Source organism: Geobacillus jurassicus NBRC 107829, assembly GCF_001544315.1.
Classification (GTDB): domain Bacteria; phylum Bacillota; class Bacilli; order Bacillales; family Anoxybacillaceae; genus Geobacillus; species Geobacillus jurassicus.
In genome coordinates, this window is the sequence record NZ_BCQG01000060.1 from 1 (window position 1) to 20,361 (window position 20,361).

Here is a 20,361-nt window from a genome sequence, read left to right on the forward strand (position 1 = left end):
CTTGCGGCCAGAACAATGTTGAAAAAAAACCCGGTTATAAATACGGTTTCGTCGTACGTCCGCTGCAAATGGGCGCGCCATCCTCCTATTAATGTATCAAAGGCGGCCAAAATCGCAATTGACAAATAATTGGAGTATTCGTCAGGAACTTCCCAACCGGCGAAAACGCCGATGGCAAATCCAAGAAGCAGACCAAGAAGCGGGAGCCACATGCTATTTCTCCTCCTTGCCGGCGTTCGCCGTCTCCATGTATTTCACATCCGGCTGCTCAGCCGCAGGCGGAATGACAACGAACGGCTGGGGCTTGGACAATGACAGCTCCAAGTTTTCTACGGCGAAATCATCGCGAATCGGCGAAACGGCGAGCCCGCTGTACAGCTTGTCCGCATCATCGGCGATTGCCCTCACTTCGACAGGCAGCCGCACGGAGCGGCTCCCGACTTTCGTTGCACCATTGACATCGCGAATGGCGGTCCGGTTCGTCAGCCGCTCACCATCGATGGCGATCTCTTTCGCTCCGTATTTGTTCAACTCATTCACTAACCGTTGCAATAGTTCGGGTGATACGGTGGCAACGGCCGGACCGACGTAGCCGGCCGCTGAAAGCGGAGCGATCGTCAACACGAGGCCGCTTCCTCTCACTTCCGTCAGCCCGGCTTCTTCCCTCAGCTCCGCGATCGTCGCCTCAAGCTCCGTCGCGCCGCCTGCCTCGTGTTGCCGCCGGTAGCGGCGCAATGTTTCCTCATAACTTTCCAGTTCTTCAAGAAGCCTCTGTTCAAGCTTCTGCTCTTTCGTCAAATCGGCGCGCAGCTCCCAAATGTCGCGCGTGTCGCGCCCTTCCGGATGCAGCGTCGTCCGCAGCCCGACGGCCAGCATCACGCCAAATACGGCAGCTACGCCGGCAAAATAGAATTGACTTCTCCGTTCCACTGCGCTTCACCGCCCTTTCCCGCCCGTTTTACGGCTCGGGCGCAAACACTGGATCCAATACGATAGCTCCTTGCTTTTCCACTTTTACGTCGATATGGTCTTCGACAAGTTCGTCGACGATGCCGCCGGGAAGTTCGAGAGCGGACATGAGCACATCCGGATTGCCAATGGCCGAAATGACAAACGGGGCGGCATGCTGCGTTCCATCGACCTCAATGACAGGGCCGTTGCAGACGATATATGAACGGTGGGAAATGCGCTGCCCATTAATGGCGACCGCTTCGGCGCCGGAAATGAGCAACTCGTGAACAACTTTCCATACGTGCTGTTCGTGAACGATATAATCGGTAGCGCTCGCTTCAGAGGGGATATAAGAGGAATCGGAAAGGGTGACTGCTACACCTTTCCCTTTTACCCTCGCTTTTCCGACTTGCATGCGCAGCTGTTCCGCTTCTTTTGCCAATCCGGCCTCGTTCGCCTGCTCCTCAGCCAGCTTCTTCTCCCATGCGGCCAGCTCCTCCTGCTTTTTGACAAGCTGCTGCTTGAGCGACCGGTTTTCTTTTTGCAAAGCAAGAAGCGCCGAACGATATTCGTACTCTTTTTTCCACTCGCTGTCGCTCCATTCGCGGCGGGATGCTTCGTTTTCCGCATGTTGGTACGAAAACCCGAGCATGGCGCCGAAGATCAAACAAATCAACGTCAGAAGAAGGCGGCTACGGGCTTGGCGTTTCATCGCCATCCTCCTTTTTCGGCGGGTCGTAAGGAACAAAATAGCTGCCGACCTCCAAATGAATGACTCCTTTGACGTTTCGGTCAAGCGCGGCGGCAATCGCCGGATAATGCGACAGCTTGTCCGCAAATTGCCGGATTGTCGCACTTACTTCATAACCGTCATTCATGTAGACGATGACGCGGTCTTCATATTCCCTCGTCGGCTTGTAGTGAATTTCCGACATGGCGCCCAGCACCGCCGCCGGCAGTTCAGCGAGCTGCCCCGTCATTTCGGCAATGGCGTCGCCATTTTTCCAGCCGACTAACACCGGCGCATCGCTCGGAGCCGTCTTCGTCCCTTCCTGCTTTAACAGCCGCCCGTTTTCAAGCAGCGGAAAAAACGTTTGCCGGTCATACACATAAGCGATCCGCCGCCATTCGCGAACGCGGATGACGATCGTGTTCGGCAGCTGTTTTTCCACTGTTGCCTCCTTAATTTCCGGATGGCGAGCGATCTTCGCTTCCACGTTTTGTTCCTTCACTTTCCAAAAGCTTGTCCGCTTTGTAATGCCGCTTAAGCTGATGATGCGCTCCGTTGAGAGATGGCGATTGCCGCTCACTTCCACATGCCTTACCGCGCTGAGCGGCGATTGAAAGTAAAGGACGCACAAAATAAACAGAAAAAAGAAGGACAAGTACGCAATGAGCCGTCGGTTCGCTTTCTGACGGCGCCGCTCCTTCAGTTTCGGCACGCGGTCCTCTAGGACGACGACTTTCCCTTTTTCCATCGCATTCCCCGCTTTCTTCTTCAACGCCCGCGCTGAAACGATCAGTATAAAAACAAACGGCATCCGCTGCCGCTTCTTTGTTTTTTGCACTTGTTTTCATTATATCACAAATACAATGCAAGAGAGAGCCTGTTTTTATCGCATTTGCCGGCACCGTTCGACGATGGGCTGTGTTCGGGAGACGCCAAGAAAAAACGGCGGACATCCGCCGCTTGCCTAATAGCGGGCATGCCTGCTGATGTTGAGCAGCACGCCGATGGCCATAAGCATCAACGTCAGCGACGATCCGCCGTAGCTTAAAAACGGTAGGGTGATGCCGGTGACAGGCATCAATCCCGTCACGACGCCGATATTGATCATCACTTGAATGGCAATCATCGAAATAATGCCAAGCGCCAAAAAGCTTCCGTACAAGTCAGGGGCGCCAAGGGCGATGCGCACGCCGCGCCAAAGAAGAAGGGCAAAGAGCAAAAGAACGAGCGAACCGCCGATAAAGCCGAGCTCTTCGGCCAAAATGGCGAAAATAAAGTCGGTTTGCGGCTCCGGCAAGTAAAAAAACTTTTGTCGGCTCTGTCCGAGCCCAAGGCCGAACAAGCCGCCCGGCCCAATGGCGTACAGCGACTGGATGATTTGAAATCCGCTTCCAAGCGGGTCTTCCCACGGGTTCAAAAACGATGTAATCCGCTTGATTCGATATGGAGCCGACAGGATCAGGGCAGCAAGCCCAGCGAGCCCCAATACGCCAAGCCCGGCAAAATGGGTGAGGCGGGCGCCGGCGACAAAAATCATCGTCACGCACGTACCGACCATGACGGTGCCCGTCCCTAAGTCCGGCTGCAGCATAATCATGCCGAACGCAGCAAACACAAGCGCCAGCGCCGGCAACAATCCTTGTTTAAACAATGTAATTTTTTTTTGATTTTCCGATAAATATTTGGCCAAAAAAGCGATCATGGCCAGCTTCATAAACTCGGACGGCTGAATCGAAAACGCCCCGACGCCGATCCAGCTGCGCGACCCGTTGCGCACCATGCCGATGCCGGGAATGAGCACGAGAACGAGCAGCACAAAACAGACGCCAAGCAGCACTTTCGACCAGTCGCGCCATGTCCAATAATCGATGTTCATGACAAAAAACATGGCGATGATGCCGACGCCCGCAAACAATAGTTGGCGCTTGGCGAAGAAAAAGGAATCGTTGAACTTGTATTCCGCCCAAATGGCGCTCGCGCTGTACACCATAATGAGTCCGATGGCCAAGAGCGAAAACGTCAAAATAATGAGCAAAAAATCCGGCGCAGACTTTTTCCGCGGCAATGCCCAACACCTCTATTTTCGTAAACTAGAGGGAAAGGGCTGTCCCTTTCCCTCTATTTCAACTTATGCACGGCGTTGATAAAAATGTCCCCTCTCTCCTCGAAAGTTTTGTATTGATCCCAGCTGGCGCATGCTGGAGAGAGCAAAATGACGTCGCCCGGCTCGGATAGCTCGAAAGCAACCGGGACTGCTTTTTCCACATTATCGACATATCGGATCGTTTCTATTCCCGCTTTTTGGGCGATGCGGCCGATTTTATCCGCCGTCTGGCCGAACAGCACGACCGCCTTCACCTGTTGCAAATACGGGAGGAGATCATCAAACTCATTGCCGCGGTCAAGCCCGCCGGCCAACAAAATGACCGGCTCGTCGGCAAACGCTGAAAGCGCCTTTTGCGTCGCTAAGATGTTTGTCGCTTTCGAATCGTTGTAAAACCGCCGGCCGTCAATTTCCGCCACATACTGAAGCCGATGTTTCACGCCGGAAAACGTCGCCAGCACCTGGCGGATCGCCTCATCACCGGCGCCAGCCAGCTTGGCAGTAGCCACCGCCGCTAAAATGTTTTCCAAATTGTGCTGGCCAGGAAGAACGATGTCGGCGATTCTTATGACCGGATCTCCATTCCAATAGACAGCGCCGTCTTGGACGTATACCCCTGCGTCGAGCGGCTTTTTCGCTGAGAACAGCACTTTTTGCGATCGAACCGATGAGGCAATGTCCATCACGAGCGGATCGTCGGCATTGACGACGGCATAATCGCGCTCCGTTTGGTTGCGGAAAATGTTCGCCTTTGCCGCCGCATACGCCTCTTTCGTTCCGTGGTAGTCCAAGTGGGCGTCGAAAATATTGAGCAAAACAGCAATAGCCGGACGAAACTCGTCGATGCCGGCAAGCTGGAACGAAGACAGTTCCGTGACAAGCCATTGCCCCGGCTTCGCTTTCCTCGCCACCTCGCAGGCGACAAGGCCGATGTTGCCGGCAAGCAGCGGATCTTGGCCGTCCGCTTTTAACATTTCGTAAATGAGCGTTGTCGTCGTCGTTTTTCCGTTGGACCCGGTGATACCGATAAACGGTCCTTCGGAAATGTGATAAGCTAGCTCCACTTCGGTCACGACTGGAAGCCCCCTCTCAAGCGCCTTTTTCACCATCGGGTTCGTGTACGGAATGCCCGGGTTTTTCACGACAAGGTCAAACGGCTCATCAAGCAGTTCAAGCGGATGGCCGCCGCAAACGACGCGAATGCCGAGCTGTTCAAGCTGCTTGGCCTCCATGTTTTCCGAAAGCGGCTTTTGGTCATTGACGACAACCTCGGCGCCTAACTCGACAAGAAGCCGAGCTGCCGCCGCCCCGCTTTTCGCCAATCCAATAACAAGCACACGACGATGTTGATAAAAACGAGTAGGTTTCAATTACATCCACACCTCGATATAAATTCCTAGCATCGCAAATAAAAGGCCAACGGCCCAAAACGTCACAACGATCCGCCATTCCGACCAGCCGACAAGCTCATAATGATGATGAAGCGGACTCATGCGGAACACACGCCGTCCCGTCGTTTTGAACGAAGCCACTTGAATGATGACCGACAGCGTCTCGATGACAAACACACCGCCGATGATAACAAGCAACAGCTCAAGCTTCGTCAAGACAGCGACAGCGGCGATCGCCCCGCCAAGCGCGAGCGAGCCGGTATCGCCCATAAACACTTTCGCCGGGTGGGCGTTAAACACTAAAAAGCCAAGCACGGCGCCAACAACAGCGACGCAAAATACGGCGACATCGTACTGGCCTTGATTCCAAGCCAAGACGGCATAAGCGCCAAAGGCGATCGCCGCCGTGCCGGCAAGCAGCCCGTCAAGCCCGTCAGTCAAATTGACAGCGTTCGAGCCGCCGACAAGCATGAACAACAAGAGAACGCCGTACGCCCAGCCGAGGTCGACCGACCAATCGACGCCGGGAATATGTAACGCCGTCGAAAAGCCGCTTTCGCGGTAGACGGCAAAAAAGATGGCTGCGATAAGGAGCTGGCCGATAAATTTTTGCCGGCTCGTCAAGCCGAGATTTCGCTTCATCACGACTTTGATCATATCGTCCAAAAAGCCGAGCACCCCGTAGCCGATCGTGACAAACAGCAATAAATACGTTCCTGCCGAAAGGGAGCCGAATTTGGACGTCACCCATACAGTCGTTGCGATGATCGCAAGCAAAATCATAATGCCGCCCATCGTCGGCGTGCCGGATTTTTTCTGATGCGACTTCGGCCCTTCCTCGCGGATGCTTTGTCCGAATTTCAGCCGCCGCAAAAACGGGATGAACAACGGCGACAAAATGACGGTGATCAAAAAGGAAACCGCCATCGCAACCACGATTATTTGTTCTGGCATGCATCGTCACATCCTTTTGCCGGCTGCGCGCTTAACCACCGTTTTTGCAACTCGGCGAGCCGGCGGCGCACAACCGCATCAGCAAGGGAACTATCTTTGGGGAGCGCGAAGAAAAACTGGGCGTCCCTCTCGCCGCCTTGCTCTAAATACCGTTCAAGCAATGCCGCAGCCGCCTCAAGCGGCGACGGGACGAAAAAGAGCGGAAACTGGTTCGGAATATAGCGCGGCAGCGGATCGCCCAAGCGCCAAAACGAAGCGATCGCCCCATGTTCAATGGCCGTTTTCAACGTTTCCGCTCCGCGCTCGAGCGGGACAAACAATCCTTTTTTCACTTGTTGGGTCGGATCGACGAACACGGCGTGAAACCGAATCGTTTCATCGACAATGCCTCGCGCCTCCACCGCAATCGATTGCACCATCCTGTATGCGATCATCGACATCCTCTCTCCTTCACCGCTCTCCGGGCGACGGCGCGATCGTCAAAGTCGATCGCGTCATCGCCGATGATTTGATACGTTTCATGCCCTTTGCCGGCAATCAACACAACATCGCCTTCCTGCGCCTGCCCGATGGCGTAGCGGATCGCCTCTTCCCGGTCGGGAATCGTCACATACGTTCCCGCCCCAGCGCTCACACCGGCTTCCATATCGTGCAAAATTTGCTTCGGGTCTTCCGAACGCGGATTATCGGAGGTAAAAATGGCGACATCCGCATACCGCACCGCCACCTGCGCCATGATCGGTCGTTTCGACCGGTCGCGGTCGCCGCCGCAGCCGATGACGACATAGACGTTCCGTTTGGCAAACTGACGCACCGTTTTCAGCGCATTTTCCAAGCTGTCCGGCGTGTGGGCGTAATCGACGATGATGGTAAAGTTTTGCCCTTCATCGACCATTTCAAACCGCCCCGGCACCGGTTCGACATCCGCAAGCGCTGCGGCGATCGTTTCGAGCGAAAAGCCAGAGGCAAGGCAGGCCGCGGCAGCGGCGAGAATGTTATAGACGTTAAACGAGCCGACAAGTTTCGTTTCGACCGCCGTCGACCCATGCGGAGTGCAAAGCCGAAATGCCATGCCGCCTGAGGTCATGCGGATCTGTTCCGCCATCACATCGCTTTTTTCCTTCATGCCGTATGTGACAATCGGCGCGGCCGTCATATGTTTATAATATTGCGAAACCGGATCGTCATGATTGAGAACAGCAAATTTCGGCCGCCGTTCGTCGTAGCGGTTGCCGAGCTGGGCAAACAGCAACCCTTTAGCGTTCCGGTATTCTTCCATTGTTCCGTGATAATCCAAATGGTCTTGCGTTAAGTTCGTAAAGACGGCTACATCGTAATCGCAGCCATGCACCCGACCTTGGTGCAGTGCGTGCGACGACACTTCCATGGCGACAAACTCTACTCCTTCATCGACCATCTGTTTAAACGTGCGCTGCAAAATGAGCGACTCCGGCGTCGTATTGGCCGCCGGATAGGAGCGGTCACCGACCTTGATGTGAACCGTGCCAATGAGCCCTGTTTTCTTGCCGACTTTTCTCGCGATCTGCTCAATGATCGACGTTGTCGTCGTCTTGCCGTTTGTGCCCGTCACGCCGATTAAATGAAGGCGGTGGGTCGGTTGCCCGTAAAACGCGTCCGCTAAAATCGCCATCGCCCGCCGGCTGTCCGGCACGAGAACGACCGGAACGTCGACGGAAAGCGGGCGCTCGGCCACGACCGCCGCCGCCCCGCGCGCCACCGCTTCGTCGGCAAAGTCGTGCCCGTCTACTGTAAACCCTTTAAGGCAAAAAAAGAGAGAACCGGGAGCAACGCAGCGCGAGTCCATTTCGAGCGCCGCGATGTCCGGATTGCCTCCATCGTGCACCCAAAAACCGGGCAAGTGCGACAGCAGCGTCAGCAGTTTCATGTTCGTTCATTCCTTTCGCTTCGAAATCGTCTGCTCCGCTATGCAGACAGCGGAAAAAGGGGCACAACCAACCCGATGGATCATCGCATCGGTCGCCCCTTGCACGTTCGTCTTACCGTTCTTCCGCCGCTTCTCGTTTCGCCAAATAAATGCGGACCGTTGATCCTTCTTTCACTTTCGCCCCTGGCTTCGGGGATTGTTCAACAACGACATCGCCCTCGCCACTAACATCTAATTTTAAGTCAAAAAGCTGCTCTTGCAAATCATTTTTTGTCAATCCGATCAAATTCGGCACCTCAATGACTTTCGGCTCATTCCAGTCACGCTCTTTAGCAAGCTGGTCTTGGCGAGGCTTCACGCCCATAATCCGCAAGCTATCTTCCATAATTTTCCCAACGATCGGCGCAGCGACTGTGCCGCCGAACTGAACCGTTCCTTTCGGGTTGTCGACGGCGACGTACACGACAAGCTTCGGGTCATCCGCTGGAGCGAAGCCGATGAACGAAACGATATGGTTGTTTTGCAAATAGCGGCCGCCTTGCGCCTTTTGCGCCGTTCCCGTTTTTCCACCGACGCGGTACCCTTCGACATACGCCTTTTTCCCTGTTCCTTGAGCGACAACGCTCTCAAGTGCGTAGCGGACTTGTTTCGACGTTTCCTCGGAAATGACGCGCCGTTTTGCCTTTGGCGTGTTGCGGCGAACGATCTCGCCTGTTTCCGGATCGACCCACTGCTTGGCAATGTACGGAGTGTACAAAATGCCGCCATTGATTGCCGCCGACACGGCAGCGACTTGCTGGATCGGCGTCACCGACACCCCTTGGCCGAACGCAGTCGTCGCAAGCTCCACCGGCCCGACCCGTTTCAAATCAAACAAAATGCCTGTTCCTTCGCCTTGCAAGTCGATGCCGGTTTTTTCGCCAAAACCGAATTGCTTAATGTAACGAAACAATGTTTCCTTTCCGAGCCGCTCGCCCAGCTCTACAAATCCCGGGTTGCACGAGTTTTGCACAACTTCTAAAAACGTCTGATCGCCGTGGCCGCCTTTTTTCCAGCAGCGAAGCGTAGCGCCGGCTACTTTGGCGTAGCCCGGGTCAAAGAAATGGTCTTTCAGCAAATTTACCTTATGTTCCTCAAGCGCCGCGGCCAGCGTAATGATTTTAAACGTCGATCCCGGTTCGTACGTGCTCCAAATCGGCAAGTTGCGGTTGTAAATTTCCGGAGGAACACTCCGGTAATCTGCTGGGTCAAACGTCGGCCGGCTCGCCATCGCCAAAATTTCACCCGTGTTTGGGTCCATGGCGATGGCGATGATGCCATCCGGATTGTATTTCGCCTCCGCGATGTCAAGTTCGCGCTCAATGATCGTCTGAATGCGTGAATCGATCGTCAACACCAAATTCAAGCCGTCAGTCGGCGGCGTATAGTCATCGGCCATATCGGGCATGCGCCGCCCTTTCGCATCAGAGTAAAACTGCACGGAGCCGCGCTCGCCGCTCAGCTCCTTGTCGTAATACAGCTCAAGCCCAGTGAGCCCTTGATTGTCGATGCCGGTAAAGCCGAGCACGTGCGACAAATAGCTGCCAAACGGGTAATAGCGCTTCGTATCCTCGGCGATGTACACCCCATCCAAATCGAGGGCGCGCACGCTCATCGCCTTTTCATCAGAAATTTTCCGCCCCTCTTTTAGGCGGACGATCGACGTTTTTTGCGTGATTTGCTTATAGATGGATTCGACCGAACCGCCCAACACCCCAGCCAACTTTTTCGCCACCTCTGCTGGATTTTTGACTTGCCGCGGAATGACATACACCGTCGGCGCGCTCATGTTCGTCGCCAGCGGGACGCCGTTGCGGTCCAAAATTTCGCCTCGCTTCGGCTCAAACGGAATGTTCCGGCCCCATAGCCCTTTCGCCCGTTCCGCTAACATATCGCCGAGCCAAAATTGGACGTAGCCGAGACGGAGATCAATAATAGCAAAGATCAAAATCCCGATCAAAAACACGATCGTCAACCGCTTGCGCACGGTAACGTACGATACGCGCATATGGCGGAACCTCCTTCATGGTGGGCTCGTTCCACTATATGCTTGTACGCCCCGTTATAGAACGGCAAACATCATTCGTGCGGCTCGGCTTCTTTCCGCTCGGCCGCCTCTTTCTCCTTCTCCGCCGCCGCTTTCTCCCATTGGAGCGGCGGAGCCAATTCAACAATTAAGTAATCGCCTTTGCGCACCTCCGCTCCCGGACGAATGTTTTGGCTGGCGACATAGCCGGTCCCTTTCGTGCTCGGCCGCAAGCCGAGGATGTTGGCCACTTTCATGGCGTCGCGCAGCGAGAAGCCGCGCAAATCCGGCATCGTTGCCGCCCCATCCGTTTTCAACACGACCCGTTCGCCCAAAAGAACGTGATCGCCGCCTTGCGGAAGCTGCTGCTCAACATAGTTGCCGCGGCCGATCACAACCGGCACATACCCTTTTTCCTTCAGCTGCTCTGCCGCCGAAGCCGCCGGCTGGCCGATAAACGAGTCAAGGACGCGATCTTGCGCCGCCTTCGTCTCCGTCTCTTTTTCCCCCGTCGGCTCAATATGCAAATATTGCAAACTGCTTTTCATCACTGTTGTAAAGATTTGCGACACCGGCGCCGCTCCGGTTTCGGTCACATCGAGGTGCGGCTGTTGGACAGCGACATACATGAGAAGCTTCGGATCATCCGTCGGCGCCATGCCTAAAAACGAAAAAATGTAGTTTTCCCGTCCGGTCAAATAGCCACCGGAGGCCGACGGAATTTGCGCCGTTCCCGTTTTGCCGGCGACGCGATAGCCGTCGATTTGGTACGGGCGGCCGGTGCCGTGTTCCGACGTGACGACCGTCTCTAAAATGTCGCGCACTTTGCGCGCTGTTTCCGCCGTGATCGGCTCGCCGGCCACGGTCGGCTCATGATCAAGCACGACTTTGCCGCTGTCTGGGTCAACGACTTTCTCGATGACATACGGCTTCATCATTTTCCCGTCGTTGGCGATCGCCGTCGCTGCTTGGATTTGCTGGATCGGCGTCACCGATGTCCCTTGGCCGAATCCGGTCGTAATCCGTTCAATCGGATAGCGGTAGCGGATTTGCCCGACCGCTTCGTTCGGCAAATCGATGCCCGTTTTCCGGTCGAAATGGAAACGATGCAAATATTGCAAAAACCGATCTTCACCAAGCTTTTCTTTCACTAAAATCGAAAAGGCGACGTTTGAGGAGCGCTGCACCCCCTCATTAAACGTGATCGTCCCCCAACCGACATCGTTATGGTCGCGGATCGTATTCGGCCCAACTTTGTAGGAACCGGAGCGATACGTTTCGTTGCCGTTATACACCCCTTCGTTGATGGCCGCCGCGAGCGTGAACACTTTCATCGTCGATCCCGGCTCATACGGATAGGAAATGGCGTCATTTAAAAAGTTCGTAATATCGCGCTTGTTTGGGTCGAAGCTTGGACGCGTCGCCATCGCCAAAATTTTCCCTGTTTTTGGATCGGCGACAATGGCGATCATTTTTTTCGGCTTGTATTGCTTCTCAACACCGTTCATCGCATCTTCCAAAAATGATTGAATCTTTCCGTCAATCGTCAAATAGACGTTCGCCCCATTGTCCGGCTTAACAATGCGCTCTTCCCCCCCCGGGAGGCGGAAGCCGTTTACGTCGCCGGCAAACGACACATAGCCGTCTTCTTCACGCAAATACCGGTCAAGCTCTTTTTCCACTCCCATTTTGCCGACCGTTTCGTTTTCCGCATTTTTTTGCGCGTAGCCGATGACGTGCGACGCAAACGTGCCGTTCGGATAAAACCGGCTCATGTCGCGGATGAAGGCGATGCCTGGCAAATGGAGCGCTTCGATTTTTCGCTTCAGCTCAAAGCTGATGTTGCGGCCGTAGGACCCGAACTCGACTTGCTTCGCTTTTTTCGTCAAAATGCGTTCCATCGCCTCGACGTCCATGCCAAGCAACGGAGCGAGTTGTTCCGCTGTTTTTTTCGGATCAACCACATGGCGCGGATGATCCCGATCGATTGTCATCTTCGGATCCAAAATGGCCACAACGGTATACGACGGCACATCTTGAGCCAAAATGGCGCCGTTGCGGTCGAAAATCGTTCCGCGCTTCGCCTCAATCGTCCGCGTTTGTTGATGTTGCCGCTGTGCGATCACAGCCAGTGTTTGGCCATCCGCTTTGCCGGTCCATCCAAGCTGCACAAAGCGGGCGAACAACAGAGAAAAGAGGAAGCCGAACAGGCAAAACAGAATGAACGCTCCTTGATGGGTGTTGCGGTGCTTTCTTGCCTCCATCGCCGATCATTCCTGCACAACTTTCACATGGTTTTCGTTGAGCGACAAACCGAGCTCTTTCGCCTTTTGCAAAATGCGTTCGTACGCGCTCAGCCGTTGCACCTCGACATATAAGTCATTGTTCTCCTTTTTCTGCTCGTCAATCGACGCCTCGAGCTTTTGCACCCCTTTGTTCAGTTCGTAAATGCGCACTTGGTTCGAGACGATATGAACCGCTGCATAGAAGACAAACAGGGAAAACAACACAAACAGCAGCTTTTCAACCAGCGACAGGCGAAAGCGCTGCTTCCGCCGCGGCTTTGGGCTTGGCTTTGCCGCCGGATGTCGTTGTTCACGCGCCACTTTGACCGCTGCATCGTTCACAGCTTTCCCCTCCTGTTTCTCCATTCATTCGTTTTTCGCCGCAATGGGCGGCGTTTGCATGAAAATCGTTCGTGTTTCCCCGCTATTTTTGTCATCTACAGCTTTTCGGCAATGCGGAGTTTGGCGGAACGGGCGCGATGATTTCGTTCGAGCTCTTCCGCAGAAGGAACGATCGGTTTTTTTGTAATGATTTTCAGCACGGGGCGATAGTCGTCGGGGAAAACCGGGAACCCCGGAGGCAATGGCGGGCTTTCGCTCGCCTTTTTAAACGTTTCTTTGCAAATGCGGTCTTCAAGTGAATGAAACGTAATGACGCTCACCCGTCCGCCGGGGGCGAGCAGTTCAATCGCCTGCTCGAGCGCCTCGCGAAACGCCTCAAGTTCGTCGTTGACCGCGATGCGGAGCGCCTGAAAAATGCGTTTGGCCGGGTGTCCGCCGCTGCGGCGCGCCGGGGCGGGAATCGCCTCCTTGATCACTTCAACGAGCTCCCCGGTCGTTTCGATCGGCCTCGTGCGGCGCACTTCCTCGATTTTGCGCGCCACTTGCTTGGAAAACTTCTCTTCGCCGTAACGGAAAAAGATGCGGACGAGCTCCTCGTATGGCCAGCGGTTGACAATCTCCGCCGCCGTCAGCCGCTGCGTGCGGTCCATCCGCATATCAAGCGGCGCATCGTGCTGATAGCTGAAGCCGCGCTCGGGTTCGTCGAGCTGCGGCGAAGAAACACCCAAGTCAAACAAGACGCCGTCAACGGACTTGACGCCAAGAGCCGAAAGCTCCTCCTGCAAAAACCGGAAGTTCCGGTGCACAAACTGCACTTGCCGGCCGTAGCGGGCGAGCCGTTCGCGCGCATGCATGATGGCGGCTTCGTCTTGGTCAAAGGCAAACAGCCTCCCGCGTTCCGACAAGCGGGAGAGCAAATACTCACTATGGCCGCCGCCGCCCAGCGTGCAATCGACGTAAATGCCGTCTGGACGGATGTTCAGCCCATCGACCGCCTCTTTTAACAACACCGTTGTATGTTGAAACACATGTCCACCACCTTCGCTGTTGCCAGCCACACTCACATCGGCGAGTGGCCGCTTCCTTATTATACCGCAAAGACGGACAAAATTTTAGCTTTTTTTGTAAAAAAACGTCCTTTTTTGTTTCTTTTTGTCGGACGGGCCAATCACGGCCATCTTGGCGGTTTCACCCCCCTTTACTTTTATTTCCATTCAATAAACGTTGTTTTTTACAATTCATTTCACACAAAAAAAATCCTGCACAAAGCAGGATGTTTCTTTTCGACTTTTTCTTTGAAAAAGCCTCACATATATACAATTTTATGCATTCCATTGCTGGAGCCGCGAATCGCCAAAATTTTTTCTACAAAATCAAATCCGTAGCGGTTGATGTAATAAAACACATTCCAAACCCGCTCCTGGAACGCGCCGTTCGGCCGAAGCGACGTCTCTATGCGCCAAAATTTCCGCCACTCCGTCTCGTGTTTGCGCAGCAACGCCCGCTCGAACGCGTGCTGAAGAAACTCGATTTGCGCCTGAATGATGGCGGCATTTTTCGCCACCAATCCCTCCAATCCACGGTCAATCGCCACCCCAAGTTCACGGAGCGGCCGGTGCGCCGCTTCGATGTCCTCCCTCGCTTTGGCAAACGCCGAAGCAAGCGGCGCTTGAGCGGTCGCTTCCCGCCACCGCCGCTTCGCTTCCTCAAGCCGCCCGTTCAACACGTCAGCCGCCTCAAGGCCGATATCGGACAGGTCGGTTTGCAACGAACGGCTGACGAGCGTCGCCTGCAGGCGCGGCACGACCGGAGGCATCTCCAGGTCGAAGAGCGGAAACGCCTCTTTCAATTCCGCCCAATAAGCGATCTCACCTGGGCCGGCAACAAAAGCGAGCGTCGGCAGCAAATACTCTTGCATGAGCGGACGGGTGACGACGTTGTTGCTGAAACAGGACGGCTTCGTTTCAGCAAGCTCAAGCAGTTCTTCCCTTGTCCAAACGAGGATTCCCGCTTTATTGCGAAACAGGCCGCGCTCCTCGTCGTACTGCAAAAGCGAACGTTCACGGCCGTCGTAATAAAACAAGTTGGCCGCGTCACGACCGATTTCAATCAGCGGCGCATACCCAAGCGCACGCAACGCCTCTTGCTGGGTAAGCACCGCGGCCGTCACGTCGCGATGGCGTTCAATGAGCGCGGCGAAAAAGCGGCGCTCAAGCGGCCGCACCGCCGCATCGCCAGCATTGAAGACAACGAGGCCGTCATCGGCGAACAACCGGAGCACAATAGCAGCAAAAAAGTCGACAAACGTGCGCGCCTCATCAAGGCACGATGACAGAAAGGAGAGCAGCTCATTCGTCACGTCCGTTTCTCCATACGTTTTGACGACGCGCTCGATCCACTCTTTCGCAACCCTCCGGTCGAGCGGCACATCGGCGGCCATCCGCTTTTCGTTCGGCTTATGCGGATATATTGCTTTTTTGACCTCTCCTTCTTCCACGACGTAGACATGATCGATTTCCGCGATGTCATGGTCTTCGCCGGCGATCCAAAACAGCGGCACGACCGGCACGCCCAGTTTCCGTTCCTGCTCTTTGGCAAGCTGGATGATCGTGATGATCTTATAAATCGTATACAGCGGTCCGGTCAACAGTCCGGCTTGCTGCCCGCCGACGATGACAACGCTCCGTTCATCACGCAGCTTCTCGATGTTCGCCATCGTGGCTGCACTCGCCGAGAAACTGCGGTGATAAGCATGCAAATAATCAGCCAGGCCGTTTCGATCGTATGTTCTTCTTTGCAAATGGGCCAATCGCCGACAAAATGCCTCATCATCCGCCTGGGCATAGGCAAAGCCGCTCTCCATCGGAAACGCGCCGGCTATGTAATCAGCCGCCAGCTTCGTTGCCGCTGGCAGCGGAATCTCGCGAACTTCCATGGCCAAAAACTCCCTTTCCTATGTATTCTTCCATGAGTATAGCACGTTTGGCGTCAAGAGAAAAAAGGCTTGCTCAAGCCGAGCTAAAGGCTTATAGCAACGCGCATGGCCATGCCGTATAGGATCAGTCCGGCGTAAAGAGAGGCAAAAATGAGAAAGCTCGCCCGCCAAAAGAGGCGAAACACGGCCCCAAAACGAAAGTCCGCTTTCTTCCGCCAATAGCCGAGTGCAATCATCGCGTGCAGCCCGAGCAAAAAAAGAAGAAGAGGAACAAAGTACGATTTTTCAAACAGCACCGCCAGCAAAAAATAGACGGCGGCGATGAAAAAAACGGTCGCAGCGTTGACCGCAGCGTAAAACGCCGCCCGTTTCCGCTTGCCGACCAGGCGCGCTCCAAAGTAGACAAGAAAAAACAGGAGAAGCGGCGCGGTCACAAACGTCGCCATCACCGAAGCGAGCCAATCACCCATCTACCATTCCCCTTTCCTTCCCTTTCACCGCGGAAAAGACAAAGCGGGCGACCGGCAGCGTGACGCCGCGCGCCTCTCCTTGTTTCAACACATAGCCCAAAATCGCGTCGATTTCCGTCCGGCGCCCGTTCGCCAAGTCCATATACATCGACGAATAGTTGTCCGCCGTTTTTCGGCATATATGGACAACGCGCTCCCACGCCCGATTGGCATCATCAAGCGGCAGCACTTTCTGCACCTCATCAAACAGTTGCCTCATCATATCGCGGTACGGAGCCATCTCCAGCAACGCCCCGTTTTTCACTTGCAATAGAGCGGTGAGTGGATTAATGACTGCATTGACGACAAGCTTGTTCACAAGAATGCGCTCCCAATCGTCCGCCCATTCGATTGGAAAACCGCTCTCCCCATCCCTAAGCTCCCGGGCGTCGCCAAGTGAACCGTAGCAGGAAGCAAGCGTCAGCTTCCCGACACCCGTATGCGCCACCGTCCGGTCATCCAGCTTCAGCGCGCCATGCTCCACGACGCCGACGAGGACATTTTTGTCGGCAAACACGGACAACTGCTCAAGATGCCCCATGCCGTTTTGCAAAAACACGAGCGTGCGGACGCGGCGAAACGCGTCGATTTGTGCACAAACGGCGGCAAGATCGTACTGTTTGACGGTCACAAACACGAGCGGCTCGTCCAGTTCCGCCCCGGCAAACGGCTGCGCCCGCACCGCCACGACCGATGTCTTGCCATCTGTTTTCAGCGCCACGCCATGCTCGGCAAGCTCTCTCGCTTGGGACGGACGTCTCGTATAGACCGTCACCTCATGACGGCGCCCAAGGTAAGCGGCGAGCAACAATCCGACCGCCCCGCCGCCGACAATCCCGATGTTCAACCCTTCTCCCCCGCTTTCTTGCAACGTCGCGTTAGCCTTATTTTAGCAGAGATCCTCTTCTTCCGTTAAGAAAAAAAGCCGGCGAAAAGCCAGCCTTTACCCTTCGCCGGCGCCTTCAGCCGCTGCATTCGGCGCCGGTTTCCCGCTGTCTGTCACCATTTTGCGCGCCCGCTCCATAATGGCGAGCAGCGTTTTGTACTCCTCTTGGATGGCGGCCAGCTGTTTTTGCAGCGCTTCTTTTTCCATTTGCAGCTTCGTCACCATTTGCTGCAGCTGCTCCATATCGTTTTTGAGCGCCCGATTTTCATCGGCCGTCCGACGGACATCGCGCGCCTTTTGCTCTTCCGCTTGCAAAAAAGCCAACACTTCCGGCCATGACAAATGACTTTTGCCTGCCGCTTCCACCTTCTCCTGTCCCCCGCTTTCCTTTGCCGATGCTGTTTCCTTTTTTCGCAATTTCCGTTCCTGCTTCGCCCGCTCGATCTCCTCTTTATATTGCTTGCGGACGCACGAATTCCAACGAAACCCGCACGCCGCAGCTGTCCGCGACAAGCGCCGCCCGACTTCAGCAAACGCCTCGAGCTGAGTGTTCCCTTCGCGAATATACTGAAGAACGACATTCGCCAACAGCTCATCCTCTTCTTTCGTCCATGCATCTTGTCGTACTCCGTTCATCCTCTTCCCCCCTTATCGCCGCTTTGTCATTATATGTATGCGGCTAATAGAAACGGTAGAAGGAAAAAATTACTTCTTGCGCAAAAAAGAATGCAGCGCCTGTACGTGTTCGGCCGATCCCCACAGCTTTGCGCAGCTGGTGATTTCGGCGAAAAACTGCTCACGAAACCAAGCTGTTCGCCATGTTTCGCCGGCGACGGCTTTATACGCCTGCAAGACAGGAAGGGACCGTTCTATATAAGGGGCCAGCCGCTCGCGCCATTGTTCACGCCAACGTTCGGCTGATAGGATGGCGTCGGCCCAGCCGCATGCCTCCATCTCCTCCGCTGTCATCGGCTCGGCGCGCAGCAATAGATCAAGCGCCCGCCCATATGGAAGTTTGGCAAACAGCATCGACGCGCCGCCCCACCCGGTCGTAATGCCAAGACGGCCTTGTACGAATCCAATTCGGCTTCCTTCTTTAACAAAGCGGAAATCGCAGGCGGTCGCCAGCTCGCAGCCGCCTCCCATCGCCGTTCCATTGACCAAGGCGGCCGTCGGCTTCGGAAACGTCAACAGCTTGTACAACAGCCCCCCCATGCGCATGAGCATCCGTTTCGCCTCCGCTCCGCGCAAATGCCCAAACTCGCTTAAATCGCCGCCGGAGCAAAACGCCTCATCACCGGCGCCAGTAATGGCGAACACTTTCACTTCCCCATCGGCCGCCGCCTGCTCCAGCGCTTCCTCGAGCGCCTCCATCACAGCAAAATTGATCGCGTTGCGCTTCTCTGGACGGCAAATGGTAAACAACGCCACCCCGTCATAGTTCTCCATCATCGCTTCCATCGGCACGTCTCCCCTTTCTTCATCAATGAATTGGGCGCATCCTCTTTATTTTCCTGCCTTGCGACAAAAAAAATCGCCGCGTGAAACAAACAGCGTCGATTTTTTGTAGACAATCAAAAGGGGCTGGCCCAAAAGTCCGCCGAAAAGCGGACTTTTGGAGCCAGCCCACTTTATTTTTTGTTAAATAGAAGGTGATTCAACCTCCCTTGGGTTCCTCATTTATGCCGTTAAGGACGGTTGTTTGTCCCTAGCGGCTTTTTTGAGGAGATTATGAGCAGCACAAATCAGCCCCCATTCGATGGAAACTTTTTGGAGGCCACGCAGGACGAAGCGGCGAAACCCGCGATTTTGCTTGATTTGCCCAAACACACTCTCCATGTCGGTTTTGCGCTGGCGGTGCCATGCCTGTCCTTCTTCGCTTTCCAGCCGTTCACGAGCTTTCTGTTTCTGTTCGTGATAGACGGGGTTCCATTGCGTTGTGCGTCCATACTTGGAAGTCGTGCAGGCCAAACGGAACGGACACCCCTCGCATTCGTGGCATTGGCAGTGTTGGATGACCGAGGTGTATCCCGATTCTGTCGTCTGTTTCGAAGTTCCTGTACGGACCAGCTTTTTCCCGTTGGCACAAATCCAAACGTCCTCTTCTTCCTTGTATGTCCAGTTCTGTTGATGGTGCGGGTTCTTCTTGGCTTTGCGCGTGTTCTCTTTCTCATAGGTGTTGTATGGAATCAACGCAGGGATGTTTTTCGCTTCGAGCTTCGCGCAGTTCTCTTCTGAACCATAGGCAGCGTCAGCGATCAAACGTTTGGGCGCCACGCCGTACTTCTCTTGAATTTTGGCGTAAAAAAAGTGGGGCTGATCCCAAAACGCACTCGCATTTTGGGTCAGCCCCGTCGTTCGATGTCGGCCATTATTTGTTGACGACATCTCTTCCTTTGTATGTTCCGCATGCTTTGCAGACGCGGTGCGCCAATTTCCATTCGCCGCAGTTCGGGCATTGCACCATGCCCGGCACTTGAAGTTTAAAGTGCGTGCGGCGCAGCCGTTTTCTCGTCTTCGATGTTCTTCTAAAAGGTACTGCCATCGTTCCCACCTCCTTGTCGGGCGCATTGAGCATATCCATGCCGGCGGATTCGTCAGCCTCACGGCGTTCGTTCGCCGGCACACAAGGCAAGCTGCCGGACGGTGCGCAGTTTTTCGGCGCCATCGACCGGCAACACCGGCTCGCGATCATTTCTCTTGTTTTTCCTCAAAAAACTTGGCCAATCCTGCAAGGCGAGGGTCTACTTTCCGCTCCCGCTCTTGCATCGCTTTCTCCCATTCCTCTTCAGACAGAACGTCCCATCCTTCTCCGTGCTGCGGCGCTCCGTCGGCCACCGGTCCTTCGGCGATGAGCTGCAGCGGAATTTCAAGCAAAATCAACTCACGGATAATGGGGTTCAAATCAATCGCATCCCCCGTCAAAATATGGGTGTCCTCATCCGTCTCCGCGATGCCGCTGCCATCCGCAAAAAACGTCTCTGTCGTCTGAATGGAAAACGGATACGTCACATCGACAAGCGTCCGCGAACAAGGCAACACCATCGTCCCGGACAACGTCAAATGAAACGTAAACTTTGTCGACCCGACATCCGCTTTCCCTTGAACGTGCACCGGCGAAATATCGCGGATCAACGTGTCAATTTGTTTTAAATCGGACACATCGACCGTCTCATCAATCGCCATCTCCTGATGTTGAAAACGGCGAAGCTGTTGGACCGTCCATTTCATATAATCACCTCAAGGCAACGAATAAAATTATACGTTTCGTTTCTAGTTTTGTCAATGTTTTTTCTTTACAAG

The 20,361-nt window shown here is 54.7% G+C and carries 21 protein-coding genes; all 21 read right to left on the bottom strand.

The features are described 5' to 3' along the window. A partial coding sequence (locus GJ1_RS14730) for a DUF1290 domain-containing protein (RefSeq protein WP_157068397.1) occupies nucleotides 1-212 on the bottom strand: 212 nt, incomplete at its 3' end. A gap of 1 nt (nucleotide 213) precedes the next feature. Next, nucleotides 214-930: a DUF881 domain-containing protein gene (locus GJ1_RS14735; protein ID WP_066233956.1), complete on the bottom strand. Its 717-nt coding sequence runs from the start codon at nucleotides 928-930 to the stop codon at nucleotides 214-216. A 28-nt stretch (nucleotides 931-958) separates the two neighbouring features. Next, nucleotides 959-1,663 (bottom strand): DUF881 domain-containing protein, encoded by a 705-nt coding sequence (locus GJ1_RS14740; RefSeq protein WP_066233959.1) that lies wholly within the window; start codon nucleotides 1,661-1,663, stop codon nucleotides 959-961. Then, a complete protein-coding gene (divIB, locus tag GJ1_RS14745) occupies nucleotides 1,644-2,429 on the bottom strand; it encodes a cell division protein DivIB (protein ID WP_174520126.1) in 786 nt (261 codons plus the stop codon). Before divIB ends, GJ1_RS14740 begins: the two co-directional genes overlap by 20 nt. 216 nt (nucleotides 2,430-2,645) lie before the next feature. After that, nucleotides 2,646-3,746 carry a stage V sporulation protein E gene (gene spoVE, locus GJ1_RS14750; protein ID WP_066233965.1) on the bottom strand — a complete coding sequence of 367 codons (1,101 nt, stop codon included), beginning with the start codon at nucleotides 3,744-3,746 and terminating at the stop codon, nucleotides 2,646-2,648. A 53-nt stretch (nucleotides 3,747-3,799) separates the two neighbouring features. Beyond that, a complete protein-coding gene (gene murD, locus GJ1_RS14755) occupies nucleotides 3,800-5,155 on the bottom strand; it encodes a UDP-N-acetylmuramoyl-L-alanine--D-glutamate ligase (RefSeq protein ID WP_066233967.1) in 1,356 nt (451 codons plus the stop codon). Beyond that, nucleotides 5,156-6,130, bottom strand: coding sequence for a phospho-N-acetylmuramoyl-pentapeptide-transferase (gene mraY / locus GJ1_RS14760; protein ID WP_066233969.1), 975 nt, complete (start codon nucleotides 6,128-6,130; stop codon nucleotides 5,156-5,158). Then, nucleotides 6,115-6,570, bottom strand: a complete 456-nt coding sequence (locus GJ1_RS14765) for a hypothetical protein (protein ID WP_066233971.1) — start codon at nucleotides 6,568-6,570, stop codon at nucleotides 6,115-6,117. Before GJ1_RS14765 ends, mraY begins: the two co-directional genes overlap by 16 nt. Further along, nucleotides 6,561-8,036, bottom strand: coding sequence for a UDP-N-acetylmuramoyl-L-alanyl-D-glutamate--2,6-diaminopimelate ligase (locus tag GJ1_RS14770; RefSeq protein WP_066233974.1), 1,476 nt, complete (start codon nucleotides 8,034-8,036; stop codon nucleotides 6,561-6,563). Before GJ1_RS14770 ends, GJ1_RS14765 begins: the two co-directional genes overlap by 10 nt. Nucleotides 8,037-8,148: 112 nt before the next feature. Next, nucleotides 8,149-10,083 carry a stage V sporulation protein D gene (locus GJ1_RS14775; RefSeq protein ID WP_066233977.1) on the bottom strand — a complete coding sequence of 645 codons (1,935 nt, stop codon included), beginning with the start codon at nucleotides 10,081-10,083 and terminating at the stop codon, nucleotides 8,149-8,151. Between the two features lie 71 nt (nucleotides 10,084-10,154). Beyond that, nucleotides 10,155-12,365: a penicillin-binding protein gene (locus GJ1_RS14780; protein WP_066233980.1), complete on the bottom strand. Its 2,211-nt coding sequence runs from the start codon at nucleotides 12,363-12,365 to the stop codon at nucleotides 10,155-10,157. 6 nt (nucleotides 12,366-12,371) lie between these two features. Then, a complete protein-coding gene (gene ftsL / locus GJ1_RS14785; RefSeq protein ID WP_066233982.1) occupies nucleotides 12,372-12,728 on the bottom strand; it encodes a cell division protein FtsL in 357 nt (118 codons plus the stop codon). Between the two features lie 95 nt (nucleotides 12,729-12,823). Then, on the bottom strand, nucleotides 12,824-13,756 hold the full coding sequence (rsmH, locus tag GJ1_RS14790) for a 16S rRNA (cytosine(1402)-N(4))-methyltransferase RsmH (protein WP_066233984.1): 933 nt from the start codon (nucleotides 13,754-13,756) through the stop codon (nucleotides 12,824-12,826). A 278-nt stretch (nucleotides 13,757-14,034) separates the two neighbouring features. Continuing rightward, nucleotides 14,035-15,663, bottom strand: coding sequence for a bacillithiol biosynthesis cysteine-adding enzyme BshC (gene bshC, locus GJ1_RS14795; RefSeq protein WP_066233987.1), 1,629 nt, complete (start codon nucleotides 15,661-15,663; stop codon nucleotides 14,035-14,037). Nucleotides 15,664-15,746: 83 nt separating this feature from the next. Continuing rightward, entirely contained in the window at nucleotides 15,747-16,133 is a 387-nt protein-coding gene (locus GJ1_RS14800; protein WP_066233992.1) for a DUF3397 domain-containing protein, read from the bottom strand. Further along, nucleotides 16,126-17,019 carry a 2-dehydropantoate 2-reductase gene (locus GJ1_RS14805; RefSeq protein WP_066234012.1) on the bottom strand — a complete coding sequence of 298 codons (894 nt, stop codon included), beginning with the start codon at nucleotides 17,017-17,019 and terminating at the stop codon, nucleotides 16,126-16,128. Before GJ1_RS14805 ends, GJ1_RS14800 begins: the two co-directional genes overlap by 8 nt. Nucleotides 17,020-17,115: 96 nt before the next feature. After that, nucleotides 17,116-17,694 (bottom strand): RsfA family transcriptional regulator, encoded by a 579-nt coding sequence (locus tag GJ1_RS14810; RefSeq protein WP_066233995.1) that lies wholly within the window; start codon nucleotides 17,692-17,694, stop codon nucleotides 17,116-17,118. 69 nt (nucleotides 17,695-17,763) lie between these two features. Further along, nucleotides 17,764-18,519: an enoyl-CoA hydratase/isomerase family protein gene (locus GJ1_RS14815; protein WP_066233998.1), complete on the bottom strand. Its 756-nt coding sequence runs from the start codon at nucleotides 18,517-18,519 to the stop codon at nucleotides 17,764-17,766. Nucleotides 18,520-18,738: 219 nt separating this feature from the next. Continuing rightward, nucleotides 18,739-19,446 (bottom strand): transposase, encoded by a 708-nt coding sequence (locus tag GJ1_RS14820; RefSeq protein ID WP_066234001.1) that lies wholly within the window; start codon nucleotides 19,444-19,446, stop codon nucleotides 18,739-18,741. Continuing rightward, nucleotides 19,430-19,603, bottom strand: a complete 174-nt coding sequence (gene rpmF / locus GJ1_RS14825) for a 50S ribosomal protein L32 (protein ID WP_011230605.1) — start codon at nucleotides 19,601-19,603, stop codon at nucleotides 19,430-19,432. The genes GJ1_RS14820 and rpmF overlap by 17 nt, the downstream gene beginning before the upstream one ends. Before the next feature lie 146 nt (nucleotides 19,604-19,749). Next, the gene (locus GJ1_RS14830; protein WP_066234006.1) at nucleotides 19,750-20,289 is read right to left on the bottom strand and encodes a YceD family protein; all 540 of its coding nucleotides are present in this window, start codon (nucleotides 20,287-20,289) and stop codon (nucleotides 19,750-19,752) included. Nucleotides 20,290-20,361: the final 72 nt, after the last annotated feature.

Coding starts and splice junctions, on each gene's coding strand:
- GJ1_RS14740 (WP_066233959.1), bottom strand. CDS start 1,663: ATGAAACGCCAAGCCCGTAGCCGCCTTCTTCTGACGTTGATTTGTTTG.
- divIB (WP_174520126.1), bottom strand. CDS start 2,429: ATGGAAAAAGGGAAAGTCGTCGTCCTAGAGGACCGCGTGCCGAAACTG.
- mraY (WP_066233969.1), bottom strand. CDS start 6,130: ATGCCAGAACAAATAATCGTGGTTGCGATGGCGGTTTCCTTTTTGATC.
- GJ1_RS14765 (WP_066233971.1), bottom strand. CDS start 6,570: ATGTCGATGATCGCATACAGGATGGTGCAATCGATTGCGGTGGAGGCG.
- GJ1_RS14770 (WP_066233974.1), bottom strand. CDS start 8,036: ATGAAACTGCTGACGCTGCTGTCGCACTTGCCCGGTTTTTGGGTGCAC.
- GJ1_RS14775 (WP_066233977.1), bottom strand. CDS start 10,083: ATGCGCGTATCGTACGTTACCGTGCGCAAGCGGTTGACGATCGTGTTT.
- GJ1_RS14780 (WP_066233980.1), bottom strand. CDS start 12,365: ATGGAGGCAAGAAAGCACCGCAACACCCATCAAGGAGCGTTCATTCTG.
- bshC (WP_066233987.1), bottom strand. CDS start 15,663: ATGGAAGTTCGCGAGATTCCGCTGCCAGCGGCAACGAAGCTGGCGGCT.
- GJ1_RS14800 (WP_066233992.1), bottom strand. CDS start 16,133: ATGGGTGATTGGCTCGCTTCGGTGATGGCGACGTTTGTGACCGCGCCG.
- GJ1_RS14810 (WP_066233995.1), bottom strand. CDS start 17,694: ATGAACGGAGTACGACAAGATGCATGGACGAAAGAAGAGGATGAGCTG.
- GJ1_RS14815 (WP_066233998.1), bottom strand. CDS start 18,519: ATGGAAGCGATGATGGAGAACTATGACGGGGTGGCGTTGTTTACCATT.
- GJ1_RS14820 (WP_066234001.1), bottom strand. CDS start 19,446: ATGTCGTCAACAAATAATGGCCGACATCGAACGACGGGGCTGACCCAA.
- rpmF (WP_011230605.1), bottom strand. CDS start 19,603: ATGGCAGTACCTTTTAGAAGAACATCGAAGACGAGAAAACGGCTGCGC.
- GJ1_RS14830 (WP_066234006.1), bottom strand. CDS start 20,289: ATGAAATGGACGGTCCAACAGCTTCGCCGTTTTCAACATCAGGAGATG.